The 22118-nt window shown below is 64.4% G+C and carries 21 protein-coding genes and 1 pseudogene; 7 read left to right on the forward strand and 15 right to left on the reverse strand.

Features of this window, described 5'->3' with window-relative positions; all coding sequences use genetic code 11:
• The first annotated feature begins 94 nt into the window (after positions 1-94).
• Positions 95-742, forward strand: a complete 648-nt coding sequence (locus ACWA13_RS11490; protein WP_463934203.1) for a phosphoribosyltransferase — start codon at positions 95-97, stop codon at positions 740-742.
• Here ACWA13_RS11490 and ACWA13_RS11495 read toward each other — a convergent pair.
• Positions 728-2071 carry an MFS transporter gene (locus ACWA13_RS11495; RefSeq protein ID WP_463934205.1) on the reverse strand — a complete coding sequence of 448 codons (1344 nt, stop codon included), beginning with the start codon at positions 2069-2071 and terminating at the stop codon, positions 728-730. The two genes, ACWA13_RS11490 and ACWA13_RS11495, sit on opposite strands and share 15 nt — an antisense overlap.
• 204 nt (positions 2072-2275) lie before the next feature.
• Here ACWA13_RS11495 and ACWA13_RS11500 point away from each other — a divergent pair, with 204 nt between their 5' ends.
• Entirely contained in the window at positions 2276-3013 is a 738-nt protein-coding gene (locus tag ACWA13_RS11500; RefSeq protein WP_463934207.1) for an IclR family transcriptional regulator, read from the forward strand.
• Between the two features lie 9 nt (positions 3014-3022).
• Here ACWA13_RS11500 and ACWA13_RS11505 read toward each other — a convergent pair whose 3' ends face one another.
• The 3 genes from ACWA13_RS11505 to ACWA13_RS11515 all read right to left on the reverse strand — a co-directional run bounded on the left by ACWA13_RS11505 (position 3023) and on the right by ACWA13_RS11515 (position 8820).
• Entirely contained in the window at positions 3023-4444 is a 1422-nt protein-coding gene (locus ACWA13_RS11505; protein ID WP_463937915.1) for an MFS transporter, read from the reverse strand.
• Between the two features lie 120 nt (positions 4445-4564).
• A complete protein-coding gene (locus ACWA13_RS11510; protein WP_463934209.1) occupies positions 4565-7636 on the reverse strand; it encodes an AAA family ATPase in 3072 nt (1023 codons plus the stop codon).
• Complete coding sequence (locus ACWA13_RS11515; protein WP_463934211.1) at positions 7633-8820, reverse strand: exonuclease SbcCD subunit D; 1188 nt, start codon at positions 8818-8820, stop codon at positions 7633-7635. Before ACWA13_RS11515 ends, ACWA13_RS11510 begins: the two co-directional genes overlap by 4 nt.
• 84 nt (positions 8821-8904) lie before the next feature.
• Between ACWA13_RS11515 and ACWA13_RS11520 the strand changes: the two genes are divergently transcribed.
• Positions 8905-9933, forward strand: a complete 1029-nt coding sequence (locus ACWA13_RS11520; protein WP_463934212.1) for an ADP-ribosylglycohydrolase family protein — start codon at positions 8905-8907, stop codon at positions 9931-9933.
• On the opposite strand, the gene ACWA13_RS11525 is transcribed toward ACWA13_RS11520, so the two are convergent.
• The 3 genes from ACWA13_RS11525 to ACWA13_RS11535 form a co-directional block, all read right to left on the reverse strand.
• Positions 9914-10393: a DUF4395 domain-containing protein gene (locus ACWA13_RS11525; RefSeq protein ID WP_463937916.1), complete on the reverse strand. Its 480-nt coding sequence runs from the start codon at positions 10391-10393 to the stop codon at positions 9914-9916. The genes ACWA13_RS11520 and ACWA13_RS11525 overlap by 20 nt on opposite strands.
• Before the next feature lie 120 nt (positions 10394-10513).
• Entirely contained in the window at positions 10514-11530 is a 1017-nt protein-coding gene (locus ACWA13_RS11530; RefSeq protein ID WP_463934213.1) for a 3'-5' exonuclease, read from the reverse strand.
• 87 nt (positions 11531-11617) lie between these two features.
• Complete coding sequence (locus ACWA13_RS11535; protein ID WP_463934214.1) at positions 11618-11992, reverse strand: cupin domain-containing protein; 375 nt, start codon at positions 11990-11992, stop codon at positions 11618-11620.
• Between the two features lie 322 nt (positions 11993-12314).
• On the opposite strand from ACWA13_RS11535, the gene ACWA13_RS11540 reads away from it, so the two are divergent.
• Together ACWA13_RS11540 and ACWA13_RS11545 are read left to right on the forward strand one after the other, a co-directional pair.
• On the forward strand, positions 12315-13088 hold the full coding sequence (locus ACWA13_RS11540) for a DedA family protein (protein ID WP_463934216.1): 774 nt from the start codon (positions 12315-12317) through the stop codon (positions 13086-13088).
• A gap of 203 nt (positions 13089-13291) precedes the next feature.
• A pseudogene (locus tag ACWA13_RS11545) lies at positions 13292-13504 on the forward strand (VOC family protein); the annotation flags it as partial.
• A gap of 42 nt (positions 13505-13546) precedes the next feature.
• Here the strand turns inward: ACWA13_RS11545 and rdgB are convergent.
• The 6 genes from rdgB to clpS all read right to left on the reverse strand — a co-directional run bounded on the left by rdgB (position 13547) and on the right by clpS (position 17909).
• A complete protein-coding gene (gene rdgB, locus ACWA13_RS11550) occupies positions 13547-14188 on the reverse strand; it encodes an RdgB/HAM1 family non-canonical purine NTP pyrophosphatase (protein WP_463934218.1) in 642 nt (213 codons plus the stop codon).
• Complete coding sequence (rph, locus tag ACWA13_RS11555) at positions 14185-14943, reverse strand: ribonuclease PH (protein ID WP_463934220.1); 759 nt, start codon at positions 14941-14943, stop codon at positions 14185-14187. The genes rdgB and rph overlap by 4 nt, the downstream gene beginning before the upstream one ends.
• A gap of 67 nt (positions 14944-15010) precedes the next feature.
• The gene (locus ACWA13_RS11560) at positions 15011-15808 is read right to left on the reverse strand and encodes an MBL fold metallo-hydrolase (RefSeq protein ID WP_463934222.1); all 798 of its coding nucleotides are present in this window, start codon (positions 15806-15808) and stop codon (positions 15011-15013) included.
• Positions 15805-16842, reverse strand: coding sequence for a glutamate racemase (murI, locus tag ACWA13_RS11565; protein ID WP_463934224.1), 1038 nt, complete (start codon positions 16840-16842; stop codon positions 15805-15807). Before murI ends, ACWA13_RS11560 begins: the two co-directional genes overlap by 4 nt.
• Positions 16843-16951: 109 nt before the next feature.
• Entirely contained in the window at positions 16952-17518 is a 567-nt protein-coding gene (locus ACWA13_RS11570; protein ID WP_463934226.1) for a DUF2017 domain-containing protein, read from the reverse strand.
• Complete coding sequence (gene clpS, locus ACWA13_RS11575; protein WP_463934228.1) at positions 17511-17909, reverse strand: ATP-dependent Clp protease adapter ClpS; 399 nt, start codon at positions 17907-17909, stop codon at positions 17511-17513. Before clpS ends, ACWA13_RS11570 begins: the two co-directional genes overlap by 8 nt.
• Before the next feature lie 94 nt (positions 17910-18003).
• On the opposite strand from clpS, the gene ACWA13_RS11580 reads away from it, so the two are divergent.
• Positions 18004-19332, forward strand: a complete 1329-nt coding sequence (locus tag ACWA13_RS11580; RefSeq protein ID WP_463934230.1) for a nicotinate phosphoribosyltransferase — start codon at positions 18004-18006, stop codon at positions 19330-19332.
• Positions 19332-19973: an isochorismatase family protein gene (locus ACWA13_RS11585; protein ID WP_463934232.1), complete on the forward strand. Its 642-nt coding sequence runs from the start codon at positions 19332-19334 to the stop codon at positions 19971-19973. The genes ACWA13_RS11580 and ACWA13_RS11585 overlap by 1 nt, the downstream gene beginning before the upstream one ends.
• 33 nt (positions 19974-20006) lie before the next feature.
• On the opposite strand, the gene ACWA13_RS11590 is transcribed toward ACWA13_RS11585, so the two are convergent.
• Both ACWA13_RS11590 and ACWA13_RS11595 read right to left on the reverse strand, forming a co-directional pair.
• Positions 20007-21779: a DEAD/DEAH box helicase gene (locus ACWA13_RS11590; protein WP_463934234.1), complete on the reverse strand. Its 1773-nt coding sequence runs from the start codon at positions 21777-21779 to the stop codon at positions 20007-20009.
• Complete coding sequence (locus ACWA13_RS11595) at positions 21779-22117, reverse strand: DUF3039 domain-containing protein (protein WP_463934236.1); 339 nt, start codon at positions 22115-22117, stop codon at positions 21779-21781. The genes ACWA13_RS11590 and ACWA13_RS11595 overlap by 1 nt, the downstream gene beginning before the upstream one ends.
• Between the last annotated feature and the right edge of the window lies 1 nt (position 22118).

Below are 22118 nucleotides of genomic sequence, written 5' to 3' on the forward strand. Positions count from 1 at the left end.
TCCGCGGTTATTGGCGATAGCCGGGTTCCGCCCTGTCCTGGCGGCGGCCTGCGGGTAGGCTGGATAACGTGTACAACCACGTAACGAGGCAGCCATGAGCACGCGCTTCGAGGACCGTGACGATGCCGGCCGCAGACTGGCCGCCGTCCTGACCCAGTTCCGGGAACGCCCGGACGCCGTTGTCCTGGGGCTGGCACGTGGCGGAATTCCCGTTGCAGCCGCCGTTGCCCGCGACCTGTATCTGCCCTTTGGCGCGGTCCTGGTCCGTAAGCTCGGCATCCCCGGACACGACGAAACAGCCTACGGCGCCCTTGCCTGGTGGGAAGGTCGCGTGGTCAAACTGCTCAATAAGCCACTCGTGGACCGGGTCCTGGAACACGGCGTCCGGCCGGAATGGCTGGATCAGGTGGAGGAACGCGAGCGGGCGGAACTTGCCCGGCGCGCGGGCAGCTACCCCGGAATCAGCAGCGATGTCCAGAGCAAAACCGTCCTGCTGGTGGACGACGGACTGGCCACCGGAGCGACCATGCGGGCAGCCGTCGAGGCCGTGCGCTCCGCAGGCGCTGCCGCCGTCGTCGTCGCCGCCCCGGTGGGGTCAGTCGAAGCCGAAGCTTCCCTGGCCAGGGTAAGTGACGCCGTCCTCTGCCTGCACTTGCCCGGAAAGTTCCGCGCGGTGGGCAGCTTCTACCACCACTTCGACCAGGTTGGCGACGACGAGGCCATCAGCCTACTTAGCCGTTGACGCCGGTGCCTTCACGCCCAACGGCCGCCCCTTCGTTTCCTTCGCCAGCAGGACTCCAACGGAGGAAATGACGCACAGCACCATGATGTAGATACCGACTGAACCGGACCATTTGGTGCTCTGCAGCAGCCATTCGGCGATGGTGGCGGCAAATGCTCCGCCCAGGATGGCGCCCAAGGCGTAGCCGATCGAAATTCCTGAGTACCTGACGTTGGCCGGGAACATCTCGGCATACATGGCGGACATCGGGCCATAGGACAGGCCAAGACCGATAGTCAGGACAAAGAGGGCCAGCCCGTAGAGCCAGATATTAGCGGTGTCGATCAGGGCAAACAGGGGAATCATCCAGACAAAAATGATGCCGTAGCCCGTCAGGAAGGTTTTGACACGGCCGATCCGGTCCGACAACCAGCCGCCGAACAGGGTAAAGATGAGCCAGCCGAATGATGCCAGGGTGGTGGCCAGCAATACCTGAGGGGTCTCCATCTTCAGGGTCCTGGTGGCGTAGGAGATGAAGAAGGCAATCAGAAGGTAACCCGCGGCATTGTTGGCGATGAAGATCATGGCCGAGAAGACGACTTCCTTGGTGTTGTGGCGGAACAGTTCACCAAGGGGCGCCTTGCTTTCCGCCTTGCGCAGGGCAAGCTCTTTGAAGACAGGGCTTTCATCCACTGCACGACGGATCAGGTACCCAACCACGATCAGCACGACGGAGAGCAGGAAAGGCACGCGCCAGCCCCAGGCGGCGAAGTCTTCTCTGGACATGCTGCTGTTGAGGAAGTACAGCAGGCCGGTAGCCAGGATCATGCCGATGGGAACGCCGATCTGCGGGTATGCTCCAAAGAAGCCGCGCTTGCTCCGGGGTGCGTGCTCAACAGCCATCAGGGCAGCTCCGCCCCACTCGCCGCCGGCGGAGAATCCCTGGATAATCCGCAGGGTGATCAACAGGATTGGCGCCCAGACACCAATCGTGGCGTAAGTGGGCAGCATGCCGATCAGTGATGTGGCCGTCCCCATCATGACCAACGTGAAGACCAGCATGGACTTGCGTCCAAGCCGGTCGCCCAGGTGTCCGGCAACAATGGCGCCGAGCGGCCGGAACAGGAAACTGATGCCGATCAGTGCGAAGGAAAGGATCTGCGCCAGGCCCGGAGAAGACTCCTGGAGCGGGGTCAGGAACAGCGGCGACAGGAGCGTCGCCGTGAGCTGGGCAAAGATGAAGAAGTCGTACCACTCAATGGTGGTGCCGACGAGCGTGCCTGCCAGGACCCGGCGTTCTTCCCGCCTGGTGCTTGGCCCTGCTTCTGAGTCAACTGTTGACGCGGTCATTTAAACTCCATTGTTTACGTGCGGCCGGGAGCCTTCCCGTCCATCCACAGTGCCTCAACCGAAGTGCGACCGGCTGGACATTACCGACAGAACGGTCAGTCGGATGAAACTGTACTACGGGATGTGATGCAGCGCACCCAATACGTCTCCTTGCACTTTTCTTTCAGTATCTGTCCCTGCCTTCGTCCGGCCTACGATGGAGCCATGAAGCCATCCGCCACGGGAACGACGCCGGCAGCCGGAAGTACCGTATCCCCCTCACAGACCCTCTCCCGGGGAATCCGCGCCCTCGAAATCCTCGCAGCGGCAGGGCATCCGCTGACCATTGCCGAACTGTCCGCAGCCTTGGGCGTCCACCGCTCCGTGGCGTACCGGATCCTGCGCACCCTGGAAGACCATTCGCTGCTGGTCCGCGACGATGCCGGGCGCGTGCAGCCTGGCCCTGGCCTGGCGGTGCTTGCCCGCGGCGTTTCCCGCAACCTCCAGCAGGCGGCACTTCCGGAACTGACGCAACTGGCAAACGTCTTAAACATGACGGCCTTCATCGCAGTATGGGACCACCAGGACTGCATCACCCTGGTAACTGTGGAACCCCGGCACACCGGTGGGGCCGTCGCCCAGCACCCCGGTACCCGTCACCCGATCCATACCGGAGCGCCGGGCATCGCCATCCAGTCAGCCCTCACCGAAGAGGAATGGCACCGGCTGGCTCCCGCCGTCCCTTACCGCCGTGAAGCAACGGAAGCCCGCTCCCGCGGCTATGCTGCCAGCCACGATGAAGTGATCCCCGGCCTTTCGTCGCTGGCCGCACCCATCCGCGTGCCGTCCGGACGCCCTGCCGCCCTCGCAGTGGTATACATCGGCTCAACAACGCAGGACGCGGGGACAGTAGGGTCAACGGTCGCGGCCAGTGCCGCACGGATTGAGAGCCAGCTGGGCTGACCGCCGTCGTTAGACCTTTCCGCGCCGGTACTTTCCGAGGAGCAGCGCACACAGCAGGCCGGCACCTGCCAAGGCAGCGGCCGCCACGATCGGTACGAGGAATGCGACGGTACTGCCGTGGTCCTGGGCGAGGATGCCGGCGGTGGCCGCGCCCGCGGCAGACCCGGCCACCAGGCCGCTGGCCAAGGCGGTCATGACTGTGCCAAGGCGGCCAATCGGCGCCAGTCGTCCGCCAATGGCAAATACCGTGACCATTACGGGACCCACAGGCAGGCCGAGCGCGAGCAGGATCAGCACCATCAAACCAACGTCGCTGGCGGCCGGCAGCAGCAGTGACAGGCCCACCATTGCTGCAGCACACGCCGGCCAGCGGAACCGCAGGGGGAACGACGGCGGCCAGTATGCCACCGAAAGGGCCGTAACGGCTGAACTGACACCCATCACCGAGTACAGCAGGCCTGCCAGCTCAGAGCCCCCAAAATCGGCCGCGAAGGAAGCCAGCGAGGCCTGCGTCCCGCCAAAAAAGGCCCCCATCAATGCCATGCCGGTGACCGGAAGGACCAGCGCCGCCAACAACCGGCTTCGCCCTCCCGTTTCACTCTTGCCAGCGGTGCGGGAATTCCCCGGATCGCGGCGGACGGGCTGACGGCGTGGAACCTGGCGCACGGTCCGATGGAGCGCAAACGCGGGGACGAACGCCACGGTCAGCAGTGCGGCCAGCGCCAAAGGAAGCCAAGGTGCCAGGAGGCTGGCCAGTATTCCCACCAGGGCGGGCCCCAGGACAAAGGTCAGTTCGTCGGCGGTGCTCTCATACGACAACGCCGTGTCCAGGTCCCTGTTCTGCACCTGGCTGCCAGAGCCCTGCGGCTGCTTTCCCGCGGTCAGGACCATCCAACGGACCCTGGCCAGCGGTCCCACCTGCGGGCACGACGCGCCGGCGGCGAAGGCAGCTGCCAGGATGGGAACGGCGGCCGCAGGGCCTTCAGCCGCTGCCACCAGCTGCACACCAAAGATGAGGACCAGCACGGCGAAAGCATTCAATGCGGCGGCCAGCAGCAGTACCGGGCGCTGCCCCCAGCGGTCAGCCATGACCCCTACGACAGGAGCGCCGATGGCGGAGCCGATGCCCACGGCTCCGGCTGCCGCACCACCCAGGGCATAGGAGGACGTGGCTGAAGTGACCAGGGTCAGGGTGCCGACTGTCAGCATGGCCAATGGAAGCCGGGCTACCAGTCCGATGGGGATGAAGCTGCGACCCGCCAGTTCGTTCAGGCGGCCGAACCGGCCACCTGGGCGGTCGCTGCGGGGACGCCCGCTGCCTTTGGCCTGAACGACGGAGCGCTCAACGTCCGGCCCGGCCGGGGGGTCCGCTACAAGGCCTGGCGTATGTGCAGGGTCTGGCGTATGTGGAGTAGGTGTTGCTGGAGAAATCAAGGTTCCGGGCTCGCTTCATTCAGCGCATCGTCCCTCCTCCCGATGCGCGCGACCCGGTAACTGCACTATTCTACGCTGGCAGTCATGCACGGCGCCAGGCGGCAGCCGTGCACGGCGCTAGGCGGCAACGGTGTCGGAAATGTGGAGCGTGGAGCCGGTCCTTCCCTTCACCACCTGCAGCTGAACGCCAATCCGCTGCTTCATCTCCGCCACATGGCTCACCAGCCCCACAACCCGGCCGCCGTCCCGCAGCCCTTCAAGTGCGTCCATCACTTGTTCCAGTGACTGCTCATCCAGGCTGCCGAAGCCTTCGTCCACAAACAGGGTCTCGATGTCCACCCCGCCTGCCTCCTGCTGGACGACGTCCGCGAGGCCCAGGGCCAGCGCCAGGGCAGCCATAAAGGATTCACCGCCGGACAGTGTGGAAGTATCGCGCCGATGGCCCGTCCACTGATCCACAACTTCCAGGCCAAGGCCTGATTTGGCTCCCCGCGCAGCTTTCGCGTCGGTGTATTTCAGGAGGTAGCGTCCGTCACTCATGGCCACGAGCCGCTCCGAAGCGGCAGCGGCCACCTGTTCCAGCCGTGCTGCCAGAACGTAGCTGTTGAGGCTCATCCGGTAGGAGTTCTCGCCCCGCCCTGCCGCTGCATCCGCCAGCGCCGTGAGGGTACGGGCCTTCTCCTGGGGCTCCAGGGATTCTTCCAGCAAGGATTCAAGCTCGGTCCGGATTCGCTCCAGGGAGGACACACTGCGGGCTGCTACAGCTGCCGCGAGCCCGGCCTCCCGGGCTGCTTCCTCGGCTTCCCCGGCCAGTGTTTCAGCCTGTTCAAGGTCTGAAGCATCAACCACTTGGCCACTGTCCACTTCCGTACGTGCGAGGACTAGGTCCGCGCTGTCCAGCAGTTCAGCCAGCCGGGCCTCCTCGTCCTGGCCCGCGCGGATCCTGGCCTGGAGAGCCGCGGCTTCAGGAGCCGGCAGCAGGGCCTCTGCAGCTTCCCCCGCACTGGTAAAGCCGGAACCGGGCAAGGCCGCTTCGAGTTGTTGTTCGGCTTCGGCCAGCCGTGCAGCGGCAGTCTCAGCCTGCACCCGGGCGCGATGGGCTGCGTCCAGGGTGGACAGGGATTTACGCAACGCCCGGAGGCGCTGCGCCAGCCCGGAGTGGACTCCCCTCAACTCCGCCAGAGCGGGGTCGATCTCGGCAATCTGCCGGGTGACTTCCGCCAGAGCGGCGTCCGTCTCGGCGAACTTTGCTGCCGCCTCGTTTGAAGCGGCGGCAATACCGGCAAGCGATTCCTCGCGGTCCTGCTTGCGCCGGCGAAGGACGGTGAGCTGATCCCCTGCCTCTTCGGCCCGTTGGGCGGCCGCTGCAGCGCCGGCTTCCGCCTCAGTGGCAACTGCCAACGGAGTATCGCCGCCCTGTCCGGCAAGTACCGCGAGCTGCTGCCGGGCATGCATGAGCTCAGCGGCCACCGTTTCCAGGGCGCGTTCGGCGGTGTCGGCAAGCTGTTGTGCCTGCTGTTCCTCACGGGCAAGTTCCAACGCCGCCCGCGCTGCAGGCGGCGGGGCCGGGTGATCTTCACTGCCGCACACCGGGCATGGCTCCCCCGAATGCAACTGCCCGGCGAGCTCGGCAGCGGCATTGGCAAGCCGCTGCTCCCGCAGGTCCAGCCAGTCCTTACGGCAGGACAGATGATGGTCCAGGGCAGCCCGGTGCCGCTCTTCGACCTTCGTCAGCTGAACCGCCGCGGCTTCATGCCTGCGCACCACCGCCACCAGGTCCCGGGCAGCCGCCGCTTCCTTGAGCCGCAAGGGAACCTCCGCTGCCGGCTCCTCGAGCGAGGCCAGGTCTGTGACCAGCACGGCCAGTTCTGCCGTCAGCACCGCAGCCTGCTCTTTCAGTCCTGCAACTGATTCCCGGAGCCCGACCTTCTTGCGGTCCAGTTCCTGTTCCCGCAACCTGAGGTCGTCCAGCCGTTGTTCATCCGGGAGCCGGGCCTCAATCACCACCTGCTGTGACTTCAACCGCTCCAGTTCAGCTTCGACGTCGGGCACTTCCTCGTCCATCCCGGCAAGCTCAGGATCATCGGCGATATCCATCCTGAGCATTCCCATGGCTTCCGCGAGCGACATGGCGGCATGGTGATCTCCCGTCCTTGCTGCCTCAAGCGCTGCCAACTGCCCGGCCAGGACCTCAGCCATCCGATGTTGCGCCAGGCGTTGTGCGGCCGCTTCCAATTCAGGAGCCGCTGCGGCGGCGAGCGCCTGCCGTTCGAGGACGGACAACAGCCTTCTCTGGCGCTCGGCCCGGGCGGTGATGTCAGCCAGCAGGGCGGCTTTGCCGGCCCGCCCCGCCTCGGCTTCAGCAGCCTGCTCTTTAGCGGCGGCGTAAGCCTCGAGGGCAACAACGTGCAGTCCCCCGACCAGGGAAGCGGCTGTTTCTTGCAGGTTCGCACTGCCGGCGTCCGGATCGACATCGCCGTCTGTGCCGTGATGGGCAGGCCCACCGTCCACGGCGAGGGATGCGGCTTCCGAATGGGCCTGTGCCACGAGCATCGCCGTGCGGTCGGCATAGCGTTCGACGGCGGCCCTGGCTGCCTGCGCCTGGACAGCCAACTCCTTTTCCACTGCTTCAAACCGATGGGTGCCGAACAGCTTCTGCAGCAGCTCCGACCGCTCCGTCGCCTTGGATCGCAGGAAGGCGGCAAAATCACCTTGCGGCAGCATGACCACCCTGGTGAACTGTTCCCGGTCCATACCCAGCAACGCGGTGATTTCGGCTCCGGCCTCATCGTTGCGCGAGGACTTTTCCACCCAGGCACCGTCCACCCGCTCGCGCAGCAGTGTCTTGGCCTGTTGGGTGGTGAAGCCATTCTTGCCGCGGGCGCTGGGCTTCTCCCAGGCCGGAGACCGCGTTACCTCGAAATGCCGCCCCTGAGCCGTGAATTCACAGCTCACGGCCGGTTCAGTGGCAGCCTCGGCATGGTCGCTGCGCAGCCGCCTGCTTTCCTGGCGTGCGCCCGGGACGGAACCGTAGAGTGCGAAGCAGATGGCATCCAGCACGCTGGTTTTCCCGGCGCCGGTTGCACCGTTCAGCAGGAAAAGCCCGTGCGCACCGAGCCTTTCAAAGTCCACTTCCTCTGTTCCGGCAAAGGGGCCGAAAGCGGACATCCGGAGCCGATGGATCCTCACAGCGATGCCTCCTGGAGACGGACGTTGTCCAGGGCCAGGGCCAGCGCCTTGCGCTCAGCCCCATCGGCTGCACGGCCACGGACATGTTCCAGGAAGCCGCAGCAAAGCGATAAATCATCAACGGCCTCGGCAAGACGGCTGCTATAGCTTTTTGATTCGGCGGCGGCCACGCCCACCGGATCGAAGCCGAGCACCAACGTGTCCGGGAAACGGGCCCGCAGCCGCTCCATGGCTTGGGCCGGGCGCTGCGCATCCGTCAGGGTAATTTGGCAGTAGGCATCCTCTGCCCAGGCATGGGATTCGGACTCCAGCAGCTCAGGCAGCAGTCCGCGAAGCACTGCCAGCTTGCGTGGCGCTTCCCAAGAGACTTCTTCGACGGTTTCGAGGCCGTCCACGCCGATATCCACCAGCCACGCGCCTTTGCGATGAGAAGCTTCGGAAAAGGAATAGGCCAGTGGTGAGCCTGAGTACCGGACGGAAGGCGACAATGCCTGGCGTCCGTGAAGGTGGCCCAGTGCTGTGTAAGTGAAACCATCGAAGAGGTCCAGGGGAACAGCACCAACGCCGCCGATGCTGAGGTCCCGTTCACTGTCCGAGGTGATGCCGCCGCTGGCAAAGGTGTGAGCAAGCACCACTGAATGCACGCTCCGGCCGGCACTCCGACGGGCCAGATCGGCGCGGATCAGCTCCATGGCCGCCCGGGTCACCTCAAAGTGGCTTGCGGTTTCCACTCCCAGCGCAGGGGCAACAAGACGCGGCTCCAGCCAGGGTGTTCCGTAGATGGCGAGCACAGGCGCGTCATCTGCGGCGGAGGTCCCGGAACCGCCAAGCGGCAGGACCAGCGGCTGGTCCAGTTCCGCTACCCGGGTGCGGACGTGCACGCCGCCATGCTCCAGGAGCCGGGAAGCGAACCCCAGCCGGATGGCCGAATCATGGTTTCCACTGGTCAGGACCACTCTGGCTCCCGCCTGAGTGAGCCGCACCAGGGCGTCGTCCAGGAGATTGACGACGTCGACACCTGGCAGCGCGCGATCATACACATCACCGGCAATCAGGACAACGTCTACCGCCTTGTCGCGAACGGTGGCAATGAGCTGGTCCACGAAGGTCTTCTGGGCAGCAAGCATCCCGACGCCGTGGAAGGACCGGCCAAGGTGCCAGTCAGATGTATGGAGCAACCGCATGCTCTTACGGTATCGGCTGCCACCGACATTCTTGCTTCCCGGCGATGCCACGGGCCTCATTCGGGGCGCGGTAAGTTAAAGCGCATGAGCTTTGAGCCCCAACACTCCGCCCCTACCCAATCCTCCCGCGCCTATGGCTGTCTCCTGGGTGGGGCGCTGGGTGATGCGCTCGGCTCTGCCCCCGCCCCTGCCGGAGCCGGCCAGCTCCATTTTTCCGGGACAACCCAGCTGGCGCTGTATTCGCTGGACGGGCTGCTGGACGCCCTTGAATGGGCCAATGCGGGAACAGGGGCGGACGTCAACGCCTGCATCTGGCTTGCCTATCTCCGCTGGTACCTCGCGCAGGAAGGTTCGCTGCCGCCGTCAGCTCCATCGCCGCAGCCCCGGTGGATCGACGGCCAGGAGCTCTTGCAGCGGCGCCGCGACCCGGACAGGACATCCCTTAGTGGATTGGCCACCGGCGACATGGGCACGTCCTTCCGCCCGGTCAACCCGGAAGCTAAGGGCTCCGCGACGGTCAGCCGTTCAGCCCCGTTCGGGCTGGTTCCGCACATCGAGTCATCCATGGTGTTCAAAATCAGCACAGACGCCGCATCGCTGACCCACGGGCATCCTTTGGCGCGCCAGTCCGCTGGGCTGTTCAGCAGCCTCATCCATCACCTGTGCGCGGGCACGGAGGTGGCGGAGGCAGCCGCCCGGGTCCTTGACGCTGCCGGGAAAGCGGACCCGCCGATGCCGGAACTGGTCGAGCGCCTGGAGTCCGCCCGGCGCCTGGCGGAATCGCCGCAGCTGCCGCGGGCAAAGGTGCTGAAGGAACTGGGTGAAGGCGATAGCGCCGAAGAAGCCCTCGCCGTCGGGCTCTATGCCGTGCTGACGAGCGCAGAAGGTGCTGACGGGCCACATACTCCCCAGGAGCATTTCCGCGCTTCCCTGTCCATTGCTGCCAGTCATGGAATGGCCGGCCCGGCCATCGGCTGCATCGCAGGTTCCATGCTGGGGGCCCGCTACGGCGAGCAGTGCCTTCCAGGCGAGTGGCTTGAGGTGCTGGAAGGACAGGATGTCATCCGCACCATGGTGGATCAGTTGCTGAAGGTTACCGTCGCGGCAGATTGATGTTGTTGCAGGCCTCGCAGACATCGTCCGGAATCAGGCCCCGGTCCTGGAGCAGGGCGAAAATCCGGCAACCCAGGCAGAAGCCGGCAAACGCCTCCAACGACGCGGCAACCACCAGCACAGCAAGCAGGATCCAGGCCGCCGGAGCGGCTCCCAACGCCAGCAGGACTGCCGCAACAGTGGACAGCGCGGCACCGATCCCCTGGGCAAAACGCTTGGGCGGTCCGGGAACCAACTTCGTCCTGCCCAGCCGCGGCGCCAGGACTTTAACGGACAACAGCGCCAGCGGCGAGATCCTGGGACCGAACAGAACACGCAACCAGAACCCGGCAGCGATCAGGCCCACGAGCCAGCCGGACCCGGTGGCCAGGGCCAGCAGGGCCACGAGGACCACCAGCCCCGCAGTGATGCGCGCCGCGTACTCGTTGACCGGGTTGGGAAACGCGAAGAGGGTGCGCAGTCCGGATGTCGTGTCCGTGCGTTCCAGTGTTTGCAGCGGTTCCGGTGCTTGCTGTGTTCCCATCCAGTCAGGGTAGGAGCGCAGGCGGTGAAGGAACAGTTTTATTGCGCCGCGTGAACTCTAGGACGCTGGTTCCAGTGTTCCGGGGGCCCTTGACGCCATCTGCAGGAACTCTCCCTCGGACAGGACCTCGACGTGCTGGCCCCGCTCATGTAGCTCCAGGACCCTGCGTGCCTTGCCGGTGATCCGTCCGGACCGCAGATCAGAGGCCACAAAACCATCCCCGACCACCAGCACCGTCGTGCGGCCGGTCACCCGGCTTTCGGTAGTTGCCCCCGCCTCCGCGGACAGCAGTTTTGCCTCCGGGCGGCCAAGCTCTTTCAACTGGCCGGTGAACACTACTGTCTGCCCGAACAGCGGGTGGCCAGGATCTGCCGCCAGGTTGGGTGCCGGGTTGGCGCCTTCCTCAGGCCAACCGCCGCCGGCGCGTACGACGCCGGAACCCGCCCGGCTGCCTGCGCGCAGTGTTGCGAGGGTTGCCTTGGACAGCTTGTCCATTGCGGGGTGGAAGGCCGGCTGGCGAGGGATGTCCAGCCCCAGCGACAAGTACAGCTCAGCGATGCTGTTCGCCCCGTTGCGGGTGGCGATGTCCACGAGGATCCCCGCGCAGGCGCGCGCATCCTCTGCTGGATCATGGTGGTTGACCAGCGGAACGCCGGCTTCCTCAGCGGCAAACGGAAGCGAATTCGAGACCAGCGAATAGCAGCGCCTGGAAAGCATCACGGTGCAGACATATTCATAACCCGGACCCGGCATTCCGGAGACCTCCAGCCCGGACCTGATGACGCCGAGGTCAAACGCTGCATTATGGGCAGCCAGAATGTCAGTGCCGATAAACCGTGCAATCTCACCGAAAAGTTCACCGAACCGTGGCATCCCCGCTACGGCTTCGGGCTCGATGCCGTGGATGGCGACATTCTGCCGATCGAATTGGTCGTGGCCCACGGGCGGGCGCATCAGCCAGGAAGCTTCCTGCACTACCTTGCCGCCACGGACCTTGGTCAGCCCAACGGCACACGGCGAGCCCCGGAATCCGTTCGCAGTCTCAAAGTCGATCGCCGTAAAGTCCAAAGCCACGGCTCAACCTTACCGTCGGCCCAACGGCCCCCGGTCCACCTACGGCTCGAAACGCCGTCCACTCGATCTCTAAACAGGCTTAGTCATCTAGTCAGATTTCGCATACGAGGCCGCGCTCATAATTTCGTAGCCCACGAACGTCGCGTCGTTCTCAACCCAGGCGTCATGGCCCGGAGGGATGGTGTACGCGTCACCGGCGTGGATTGTGGTTCGCGTCCCGTCCTCCAGCTCCACCGTCAGTGTGCCGGCGGTGCAAAAACCCAGATGGCTGTTCTGGCAGCTGTCTGTGTGGACCACCGTCTTGACCGTCTCCGACCAGCGCCAGCCGGGCTCGAACGTGAACCGGCCCAGGGTGGTACCACCAATATTGACGACATCGACTTCTGTCTTCGGTGGACGGCGCTTTTCATCCGGTTCATCAAACGACTTTGACTCGAGGGTTGTGACAGTTACTGCAGACATTTCCAGTACTCCTCAATAGGGAGCGGTGTACAACTGTTTCTTCCGAAAGCACGCATGGTGCTCCGGGGTATGCGTGTCCTGCAGGGCCCGTACGACGTGCCGCTGGGGAGCCTGGCAGAACCTGCAACTTAGGTTCTCAGGTTGCTCCCACCCTCAGGCGCTGTCAATACGTGCTGCCTTCGACATGGCCGTCTCCACCTCCAACACTGCTATTGAGCAGTTTCCACGGGGCCGACGCCGCACTTCGACCGGTTCACCGGACGGCCGAACGACTAACGGGCCAAAGCAGGTCAAGTACCCTAGGAAGGTGAACTTTCCTGTGATGACTGACCTTGCCGTAGCCATGATCGGCGGTGCCGGACCTATCCAGCCGCAAATGGCCTCGTTTTTGCCTGACTGGCTCAACCCGGATGTTTTCCTCCGTGATTCACCGCTGGGGCCGTGGGTCGTGCTGTTGGTCTGCGCCATCGTCTTCGCCGAAACGGGCCTGCTGGTGGGGTTTTTCCTTCCGGGCGATTCCATGCTGTTCACGGCGGGGCTGCTGGTTGCCACCGGAGCCATCCAGTTCAATCTCTGGGCCATGTGCGGGTTCATCATTGTCGCTGCCATCCTGGGTAACCAGACCGGCTACCTCATTGGTTCCAAAGCCGGTCCTGCCATCTTCAATAAACCCGAATCCCGGCTGTTTAAGCGTGAAAACGTGGAGAGCGCACACGCCTTCTTTGAAAAGCACGGTGGCAAGGCCCTGATCCTGGCCCGGTTTGTGCCCATCATCCGCACCTTCGTGCCGGTCATTGTGGGCGTAGCCCAGATGGATAAGCGGAAGTTCTTTCTCTATAACGTCATCGGTGCGCTCCTCTGGGGTGGCGGCGTCACGCTGCTGGGTGCTTGGCTTGGCCAGTTTGCCTGGGTCGGGGACAACATTGACATCATCTTCATCGCCATCGTGCTCGTCTCGGTGATGCCCATCGGCGTCGAGGTACTTCGCGGTATGTCCGCCAAGCGCCAGGCCAGGGCTTACGGCACGGACCCAGTCCACGAATTCATCGAAGAGCACAGGCCAGAAGACGAGCACAAGACGCCGCGGGACGTGTAGCGGCCCGCACAGCCTTACAGAACAACGAAGAGGTTCCCCGCGCCAGGTGATGGCGCAGGGAGCCTCTTTTGCTGCTGGTCTGCACCTGCCGCCAGCAGGGGTGTCCCGGATCCAGGGAAATGCGACATAGTCCGCTGAGGACGGGTGGCCTCCAAGGCCGGTCCCTACGCAGAGGCAGTCAACCAGAACTGGAAACTCTACCCATGGCCTATGTGCGACGATTCGACCACGTCGGTATCACCGTCGCCGACATCGACAGGGCGACGGCGTTCTTCGTCGCCCTGGGCCTCGAAATGGAGGGCCGGACGTTCATGGAGGGCGGGTTCGTGGACACCGTCATCGGAATCCCCGGGTCCCGCAGCGAAATCGTGATGCTGCGGCCGCCAGACGGCGGCGCCGGCGTGGAACTGTCCAGCTTCGTCCGGCCTGACCACCAGCCGGGGTCTCCAGCCGGCGGTTTATCGTTGCGCTGCGAGCGCGTTGGCTATGGCCGGCAGGAGCGCCCGGAAGGCCTTGCCGCGGTGGCTGATGGCGTTCTTCTCTTCAGCACTGAGCTCCGCGCAACTGCGCGACTCGCCGGCCGGCTGCAGGATGGGATCGTAGCCGAAGCCGCGCTTCCCGCGGGGTTCCCGCAACAGCAGGCCTTCCAGCTGGCCGTACTCCACTACTTCGCGGCCACCCCCAACGCCCGGCACTGCGAGCGCGGCAGCACACACGAAGGCCGCATGCCGGTGGGGGTCGGGAATGTCGGCCAGCTGCGCCAGCAGTAGGTGCAGGTTTGCGTGGTCGTCACCGTGGCGGCCGGACCAGCGGGCCGAAAAGATTCCCGGAGCTCCGCCCAGCACATCGACGGCCAGGCCGGAGTCATCCGCGATGGCGGGCAGTCCGGTGGCCTCGGCGACGGCCCGGGCCTTCAGCAGTGAATTCTCGGCGAAGGTGGTACCTGTTTCGACGACGTCCGGGGCACCTGCCGCAGCAGCGTCCACCACCTGGGTGTCGACGTCGAGCCCCGGAACCTGGCCGCGGAGGATTTCACGCAGTTCGCGCAACTTGCCCTGATTGTGGGTGGCAAGGACCAGGCGTGGACCCGTGCCGGTCACAGCGAATCCGCGAGCGTCTCGCGCTGGATGGCAGCAAGCTGGCTGGTGCCCAGCAGGGCGAGATCCAACAGCTTATTAAGTTCGTCGCGGTCAAAGGGTGCGCCTTCGGCAGTTCCCTGCACCTCGACAAACTTGCCTGAGCCGGTGACAACAACGTTCATGTCGGTTTCTGCCCGGACGTCCTCCACATAGGGCAGGTCCAGCATGGGAACACCGTCGATGATGCCCACGGAGACGGCGGCGATGGTGTCGATCAACGGCTGGGCGTTCTTGGCGATCAGCTTGTTGTCGCGTGCAAAGCGGATGGCGTCGGCAAGTGCCACGTAGGCGCCGGTGATCGCGGCGGTGCGGGTGCCGCCGTCCGCCTGCAAAACGTCGCAGTCCAGGACGATGGTGTTCTCCCCCAACGCCTTGGTGTCGATGATGGACCGGAGGGAACGGCCGATCAGCCGGGAAATCTCATGGGTGCGGCCGCCGATCTTGCCCCTTACTGATTCACGGTCGGAGCGGGTATTCGTGGCCCGGGGAAGCATGGCGTACTCTGCGGTGACCCAGCCGCGGCCTTCGCCCTTGAGCCACCGCGGGACGCCCGCCGTCAATGAAGCTGTGCACAGCACCCTGGTGTTGCCGAACTCGATCAGGGCCGAACCTTCGGCTTGTTTTGACCAGCCGCGGGTGATGCTGATGGGACGGAGCTGGTCAGGGGTACGGCCGTCGGCGCGCGTCACCGGAGCGGTTGTTGCTTCAGAAGTCATGGCTCCAGCATATCCATGCGGCGGACCTGCCCGGTCGCCACGGCCCGCAGTGGAGCGTCCAGCCGGCTCAGACGGTGTAGTGGACACCGGCGACAGCGATGGCCACATCTCCGGCAAATGCCGGCCGGGCCTCGGCCATCACCGTGGTTGCGGAGGTCCATACCGGAAGGTGGGTCAGGAGCAATCGCTTGGCGCCCGCTGCGGTTGCGGCCTCCGCGGCGCGCTTTCCGGTCAGGTGCACGTCCTTCACGGCGTCGTCGCGTCCCTCTTCGAAGGCTGCTTCGCAGAGGAAAAGGTCTGCACCGCGCGCGGCATCCTCCAACCCTTGGCAGGAATCCGTGTCCCCGGAGTAGGTGAGGATCCTCGAGACGGGAACGCCGTCCTTCCCAGGTTCGGTGACCTCCACTCGCAGGGCGTAAGCCTCTTCGATGGGATGGTTTACGGCATAAGGCGTGACGGTGAACGGGCCCACCACTACGGGTTTACGCTCGGCCCAGTTGGTGAAGTCGAATTCGTCGTGCATCCCGGGGTCCAGCTCCAACCCGTAGGCCGTGGCCATCCGGTCTGCCGTCGCCGCCGGTCCCCACACGGGAATCCGGCCGGCATCCCAGCCTCCGGGCTTCCAGCGGACGGCCACGTGCAGCCCGCACAGGTCCATGCAGTGGTCCGGATGCAGGTGGGTCAACAGGATGGCATCGATGTCCTCGAGGTCTGTGTAGCGCTGGATCGCCCCCAAGGACCCGCTGCCCAGGTCAAGGACGATCTTCCATGTACGTTCGCCATCCGTCGCGGTCAGGAGGTAACAAGACGCCGGCGATCCGGGCCCCGGAAACGATCCTGTGCAGCCAACAATAGTGAGTTTCACCGCCGGATCCCCCCGCCCGGGTCAGCGGCGAACCCGGAGCTCCGCACAAAGTTCGACGTGCGCCGGCGTGGTGAGGCATCCTGCGCGGCGGCGATCATCTCCGGGGTAATTCGGGCCAGGCTGCCGGTGGGGTACTGGGCCGAGACGTGGTCCACGTGCTGGACGGACAAGACTTCGGGGCCGAGGAACCGGCGCGCCAGGGCTTCAAACTGGCCGGCGTCGCCGGTTGCTATGAAGTGGTGTTCCGGAGCGGCGGGATTCGTGCGCTGGAGTCCATTGTTGACCAGGGCGCGGTACACATCCTTGGCGGTCTCCTCCGCACTGGACACGAGCGTGACGTCCTCGCCCATGACGTAGGAAATGACGCCGGTCAGCAGCGGATAGTGCGTACAGCCCAGCACGACGGTATCCACGCCGGCGTCCTTGAGCGGGGCCAGGTATTCCTGTGCCACCGCCAGGAGTTCGGGCCCGGTGGTAATGCCTGCCTCGACGTAGTTCACGAATTCAGGACAAGCCACCGAGGTGATGCGAAGGTCAGGCGCTGCGGCAAAGGTATCTTCGTAGGCCCGGGACCCCACCGTTGCCGAAGTGCCGATGACGCCTATGCGGCCGCGCCGGGTTGCTGCCACAGCACGGCGCACTGCCGGCTGGATGACCTCGATCACGGGGATGCCGTACTGCGCGGTGTAGCGCTCCCGGGCGTCCCGCAAAACAGCCGCCGACGCCGAATTGCAGGCAATGGTGAGCAGCTTCACCCCGGAATCCACCAGTTCGTCCATCACGCCCAGCGCGTTCGCACGGACTTCCGCTATGGGCAGAGGACCATAAGGCCCGTGGGCGGTATCTCCTACATAGAGGATGGATTCGTGGGGCAGCTGGTCAATGATTGACCTCGCTACAGTCAGCCCTCCCACACCTGAATCGAACACGCCAATGGGACGGGACGCCATCCGGGCGCCGGCGGTGTTGCTGGCTGTGGACTCGGTCTTCGCTGCGGGTGCGGCTGACAGATCCGTATTCGAGGCTGTAGTCATTGTTATTCGAGGATAGGTCTTCGCTGCGGGTGCGGCCATCACATTGCGTCGCTACTTCTGTCTCGTTTGTCACATTGCGGGAGGATAACCAACGCCGGAGCAGGCCCGGTCAGCGTGATGTGCCCAGCGATTGGAGCATCGCCTGGACCAATGATTCCTGCAGCCATGTAGTGAAGTTATAGACGAGGGCAAGGTAGCTTCCCACATCTTCAGCCTGGGACCAGTCCTGCATCAGGTGGACGTGCTCGGCATCTTCCTCATCCCGGATATCGAGCCGCTCGGCCAGGACCAGCCGGATATCGTTGAGCGCCATGGACCAGTGCCGGGCACCGGTATCACTCAACAGGATCTCATCCTTGTCCAGGTCAAGGGCGGCAGCCTTGAGTGCTCCGATCTTTGTTTCCCGCAGCGACCGCTCAGTGAGCTGACGGAACTCCAGGGAGGCAGCACCGTCATCCCTGCTGACATTGGGGAGCAGCCTTCGCAAGGCGGAATCAGTGGGTTCACGCACCTGCATATCCAGCCCGATCATGGCGGCCAGCGGGTCTTCGTGCGCTGCATCGTGCGGCTCCAGCATGGAGATGACATCACCGATCAGGCCGCGGAGCAGCTCGCGTTCGGCTGGTTCCAAATATCCGGAAATGCCTTTGACTCCATATTTGAACGCCTTAGCCACGGTTTCCCTTGCCCTTCCCGGAATTGCTTCCGGCATCATCTCCGGAACCGCTCTTGCCTTTGCCTGATCCGCCGCCGGCCTTCTCCACCGTTGCCCAGAGGCCAAAGCCATGCATTGCCACGGCGTGCCGTTCCACTTGTTCCTTGCTGCCGTGGGCAACAATGGACCGGCCCTTCTTATGGACTTCCATCATGAGCTTGTTCGCTTTGCCTTCCGGGTAGCCGAAGTAGCTCTGGAAGACGAAGCTGACATAGCTCATCAGGTTCACGGGATCATTCCAGACCACGAGGTTCCAAGGGATGTCCGGAGCCGTCAGGGAGGAGGTGGACTCTTCAGTTCCGGCCCGGGTCCCCTCCCGGGTCTGAGGGTCGATCGCAACGCTTAAGCTCATCTGTCCATTCTATGGTGACGCTGTGCCCGCGCCGGCGAGGGCCCCGCGTGGAGCGCAGCGAGACGTGGGAGCCGGTGGGGACTAGAGTGAATTTGTGAGTACATCAGCCGGCTGGGACCACCCACGCGCGTCCTTGTATACCGACCATTACGAGCTGACCATGCTGCAGGCGGCCCTCCACTCCGGAGCCGCGCACCGCAAGTCGGTCTTCGAAGCTTTCGCGCGTCGCCTTCCAGACGGCCGCCGCTACGGGATTGTTGGTGGAACGGGACGACTGCTCGAAGGCCTCGCGCATTTCCGGTTCAGCAAGCCGGAACTTGAATTCCTGGAGGCCACGAAGGTGGTCAACAAGGAAACCCTTGAGTTCCTGGCTGACTTCCGGTTCTCCGGTGATATCTGGGGCTACGCGGAGGGCGAGGCCTACTTCCCCAACTCCCCCATCCTGATTGTTGAGTCCACCTTCGCCGAGGCTTGCATCCTGGAGACGTTCATCCTCTCCATCCTGAACCACGACAGCGCCATCGCCTCCGCGGCATCCCGGATGATCAGCGCCGCCGGCAACCGGCCGTGCATCGAGATGGGCTCCCGCCGTACCCATGAGGAAGCTGCCGTCGCCGCCGCCCGCGCGGCCGTCATTGCCGGTTTCGCAAGCACGTCCAACCTGGAGGCAGGCCTCCGCTACGGCATCAAGACTGTCGGGACCGCGGCGCACTCGTTCACGCTGCTGCACGACACCGAACGTGACGCATTCGAGGCACAGATCGCATCAATGGGCGCCGGAACCTCGCTGCTGGTGGATACGTACGACGTCGAAACAGCGGTGCGTACCGCCGTCGAACTGGCCGGCGACAAGCTGGGTGCGGTCCGGCTTGACTCCGGCGACCTCGTGGCACAGGCCCAATGGGTGCGGCAACTGCTGGACAGCCTGGGCAACGAGAACACGAAAATTGTGGTGACCTCCGACCTCGACGAATTCGCCATCGCCTCGCTCGCATCGGCACCGGTTGATGCATACGGCGTGGGCACCTCGCTGGTGACCGGCTCGGGCGCCCCCACAGCCAGCATGGTTTACAAGCTGGTAAGCCGCCAGGACGACGCCGGCACTTTCGTCTCAGTGGCGAAGTCAGCCAAGAACAAGGCGAGCGTCGGCGGGCGAAAGTATGCTCTGCGCCGGCTGAATGAGCGCGGCGTGGCCTCCCACGAGATCGTGGGCATTGGCCAGCGGCCGGACAACGACGGCAACGACCGTGTGCTCTTGCAGCACTTTGTCAAAAACGGTGAGGTGGTTCCGGGCTGGACCGGTCCGGAGGGCGTTGAACGTGCCCGCCGGCGCCATGCGGATTCGATGCGGGAACTTCCCGCCGTCGTCAACCGGCTGCAGCGTGGCGAAGCCGCCATCCCCACCAGCTACGAGGAGGACTGATGTCCAAGGCACTGATCATCGTTGATGTCCAAAATGATTTCTGCGAAGGCGGCAGCCTGCCGGTTTCCGGCGGCGCCGCAGTCGCGGGAGCCATCAGCGAATACCTTGACCGTCACCGCATCGAATTCGACCACGTCGTGGCCACCCAGGACTGGCACATCGATCCGGGAGCACATTTCTCGGACACACCGGACTTCGTGGACAGCTGGCCGCCGCACTGCGTAGCAGGCACGAAGGGCGCCGATCTCCATCCGGACCTGGACACCGAATACATCCAGGCGTACTTCCGCAAGGGCCAGTACGCCGCCGCATACTCCGGCTTCGAAGGACTCATGGCACCCGAGGACGAGGTTCCGGTTGGCGAGCGGCCTGCCGGTTCGCTATCCGGCTCCTCGCCGGCCGCGGTGTCCGCCGAGGACCTGGAAGACGCTATCGGGCTGGATGACTGGCTCCAGAGCCATGACGTCGAGGATGTTGTAGTGGTGGGCCTGGCTACTGATTACTGTGTGATGTCCACTGCGTTGGATGCCGTGCAGGCCGGCTATGGTGTTGCCGTGGTCCGGAAACTCACGGCCAGCATTGCTGAAGACAGCTCTGACGCCTATGCCGAGTTGGAGCTGGGCGGAGTCGAACTGATCTGACGCCGGAGCTGTGTGGCCTGCGCCGCCGGACACTTAGGTCCGGCCGATAAACCAGTCCTGCAGCTTCCGCAAGCGCTTCTGCAGCTGTTCCTCGTTTGCCTGGGCCACGGGAGGGCCCCCGCAGATGGTCCGCAACTTGGTATGGATTACTCCGTGGGGGGTGCCTGTGCGGGCAGACCAGGCGGCAACGTTCTTGGCCAGTTCACTGCGCAGGTCCATGAGCATGCGGTGATCCGGTACGGCCGCCGCTGGCTCCTGTGCAGGCTGCCTGCCCTTCCTGCGGTTCAGCTGTTCATGCTGGCGCTGCCGCAGCAGGGTGCCCACCTGTTCGGCGTCCAGCAGGCCTGGGATGCCCAGGAAATCCAGTTCCTCTTCCGAGCCCACTTCTCCCCCGGTGCCGAACTCGCCGCCGTCGAACAGTACCCGGTCAAAGGACGCCTGCGAATCGAGGGCCTCGAATTTGCCCTTGGTCAACGAATCCGAGGCCTTGTCCTCACTGTTGGCCTCCGCCATCAACGAATCCTCTGGAGTAAACAGGCCGTCGTCGTCCTTCTCCGGCCGATCCAGGGCATGGTCGCGTTCGGCTTCCATGGAGTTCGCCAGTGCCATCAGCTGGGGCACGGACGGAAGGAACACCGACGCGGTCTCACCGCGCTTACGGGCACGCACAAAGCGACCTACGGCCTGGGCGAAGAACAGCGGCGTCGATGTGGATGTGGCGTAGACACCTACGGACAGGCGAGGCACGTCAACGCCTTCTGACACCATGCGAACGGCTACCATCCAGCGTTTGTCGCTGGCAGTAAACTCTTCGATCTTGCTGGAAGCCTTGGCGTCGTCGGACAGGATCACTGTTGGTGATTCGCCCGTGATGCGTTTCAGCTGCCCCGCATAGGCCCGCGCGTCCTCGTGGTCCGTGGCAATGACCAGTCCGCCGGCGTCGGGAACCGTCCGGCGTACTTCGCTCAGCCGCCTGTCTGCTCCCGCCAGCACCGCCGGGATCCACTCGCCCGCAGGATTGAGTGCTGTGCGCCAGGCCTGCGAGGTGATGTCTTTGGTGACTGCCGCTTCGCCCAGCGAGGCGGCCATTTCCTCACCCGCGCTTGTGCGCCAGCGCATCTGCCCCGAGTAGGCCATGAACATCACCGGGCGGACCACATGGTCCCGCAGCGCATTGCCGTAACCGTAGGTGTAATCGGACTTGGAGCGCCTGATGCCGTCCCGGTCCTCCACGTAGTCAACGAACGGAATGGGTGACGTATCAGACCGGAACGGCGTCCCGGTGAGGGCAAGCCGACGGATGGCAGGATCGAATGCTTCACGCAGACCGTCACCCCAGGACAGGGCTTCGCCGCCATGGTGGATCTCATCCAGGATCACCAGGGTCCGCGCTGCCTCGGTTTTGGCCCTGTGCAACAACGGCTTGCTGGCAACCTGGGCGTAAGTCACCGCGACGCCAATGAAACCACGGCCATGCTGGCCGTCCGCATTCTTGAAGTTGGGATCGATGGCAATGCCAACCCTGGCTGCAGCGTCAGCCCACTGCCGCTTGAGGTGGTCGGTGGGTGCCACGATCGTAATGCGGTTAACGACGCCGGACTCGATGAGCATGGAAGCCACCCGGAGCGCGAAGGTGGTCTTGCCTGCTCCGGGAGTAGCCACCGCAAGAAAGTCACGCGCATTGCGGCTGAAATAGTGGTCGAGTGCTTCCTGCTGCCAGGCACGCAGCTTCTGGGCGGTGCCCCACGCTGCCCGCTCCGGATAAGCAGGGGGAAGACTGGGACCGCCAAAGAGAGTGTCAGCCACTAGTTCTTGTTGCCCGAATCTCCTGAACCACTGCCGCCGTCCTTGCCGGGGCGGAGGCCTTCATAGACCTCTTTGCACTCCGGGCATACCGGAAACTTCTTCGGGTCCCTTCCCGGTGTCCAGACCTTGCCGCAAAGTGCGATCACAGGATCTCCGGTCATGGCCGATTCCATGATCTTTTCCTTGCGGACATAGTGCGCGAAGCGTTCACGGTCGCCGGGTTCGACTTCCTGGCGCAGTTCCTCGCGCTCAATGGTTGCCGTGGACGTGCCGGCTCCGGAAAGCTCGCGCATGGGATCGTTTTCAAGGGGGTCCGTCATGCTGGTCATGCCTTCCATC

Source organism: Pseudarthrobacter sp. TRD_SC_9 (assembly GCF_055361265.1).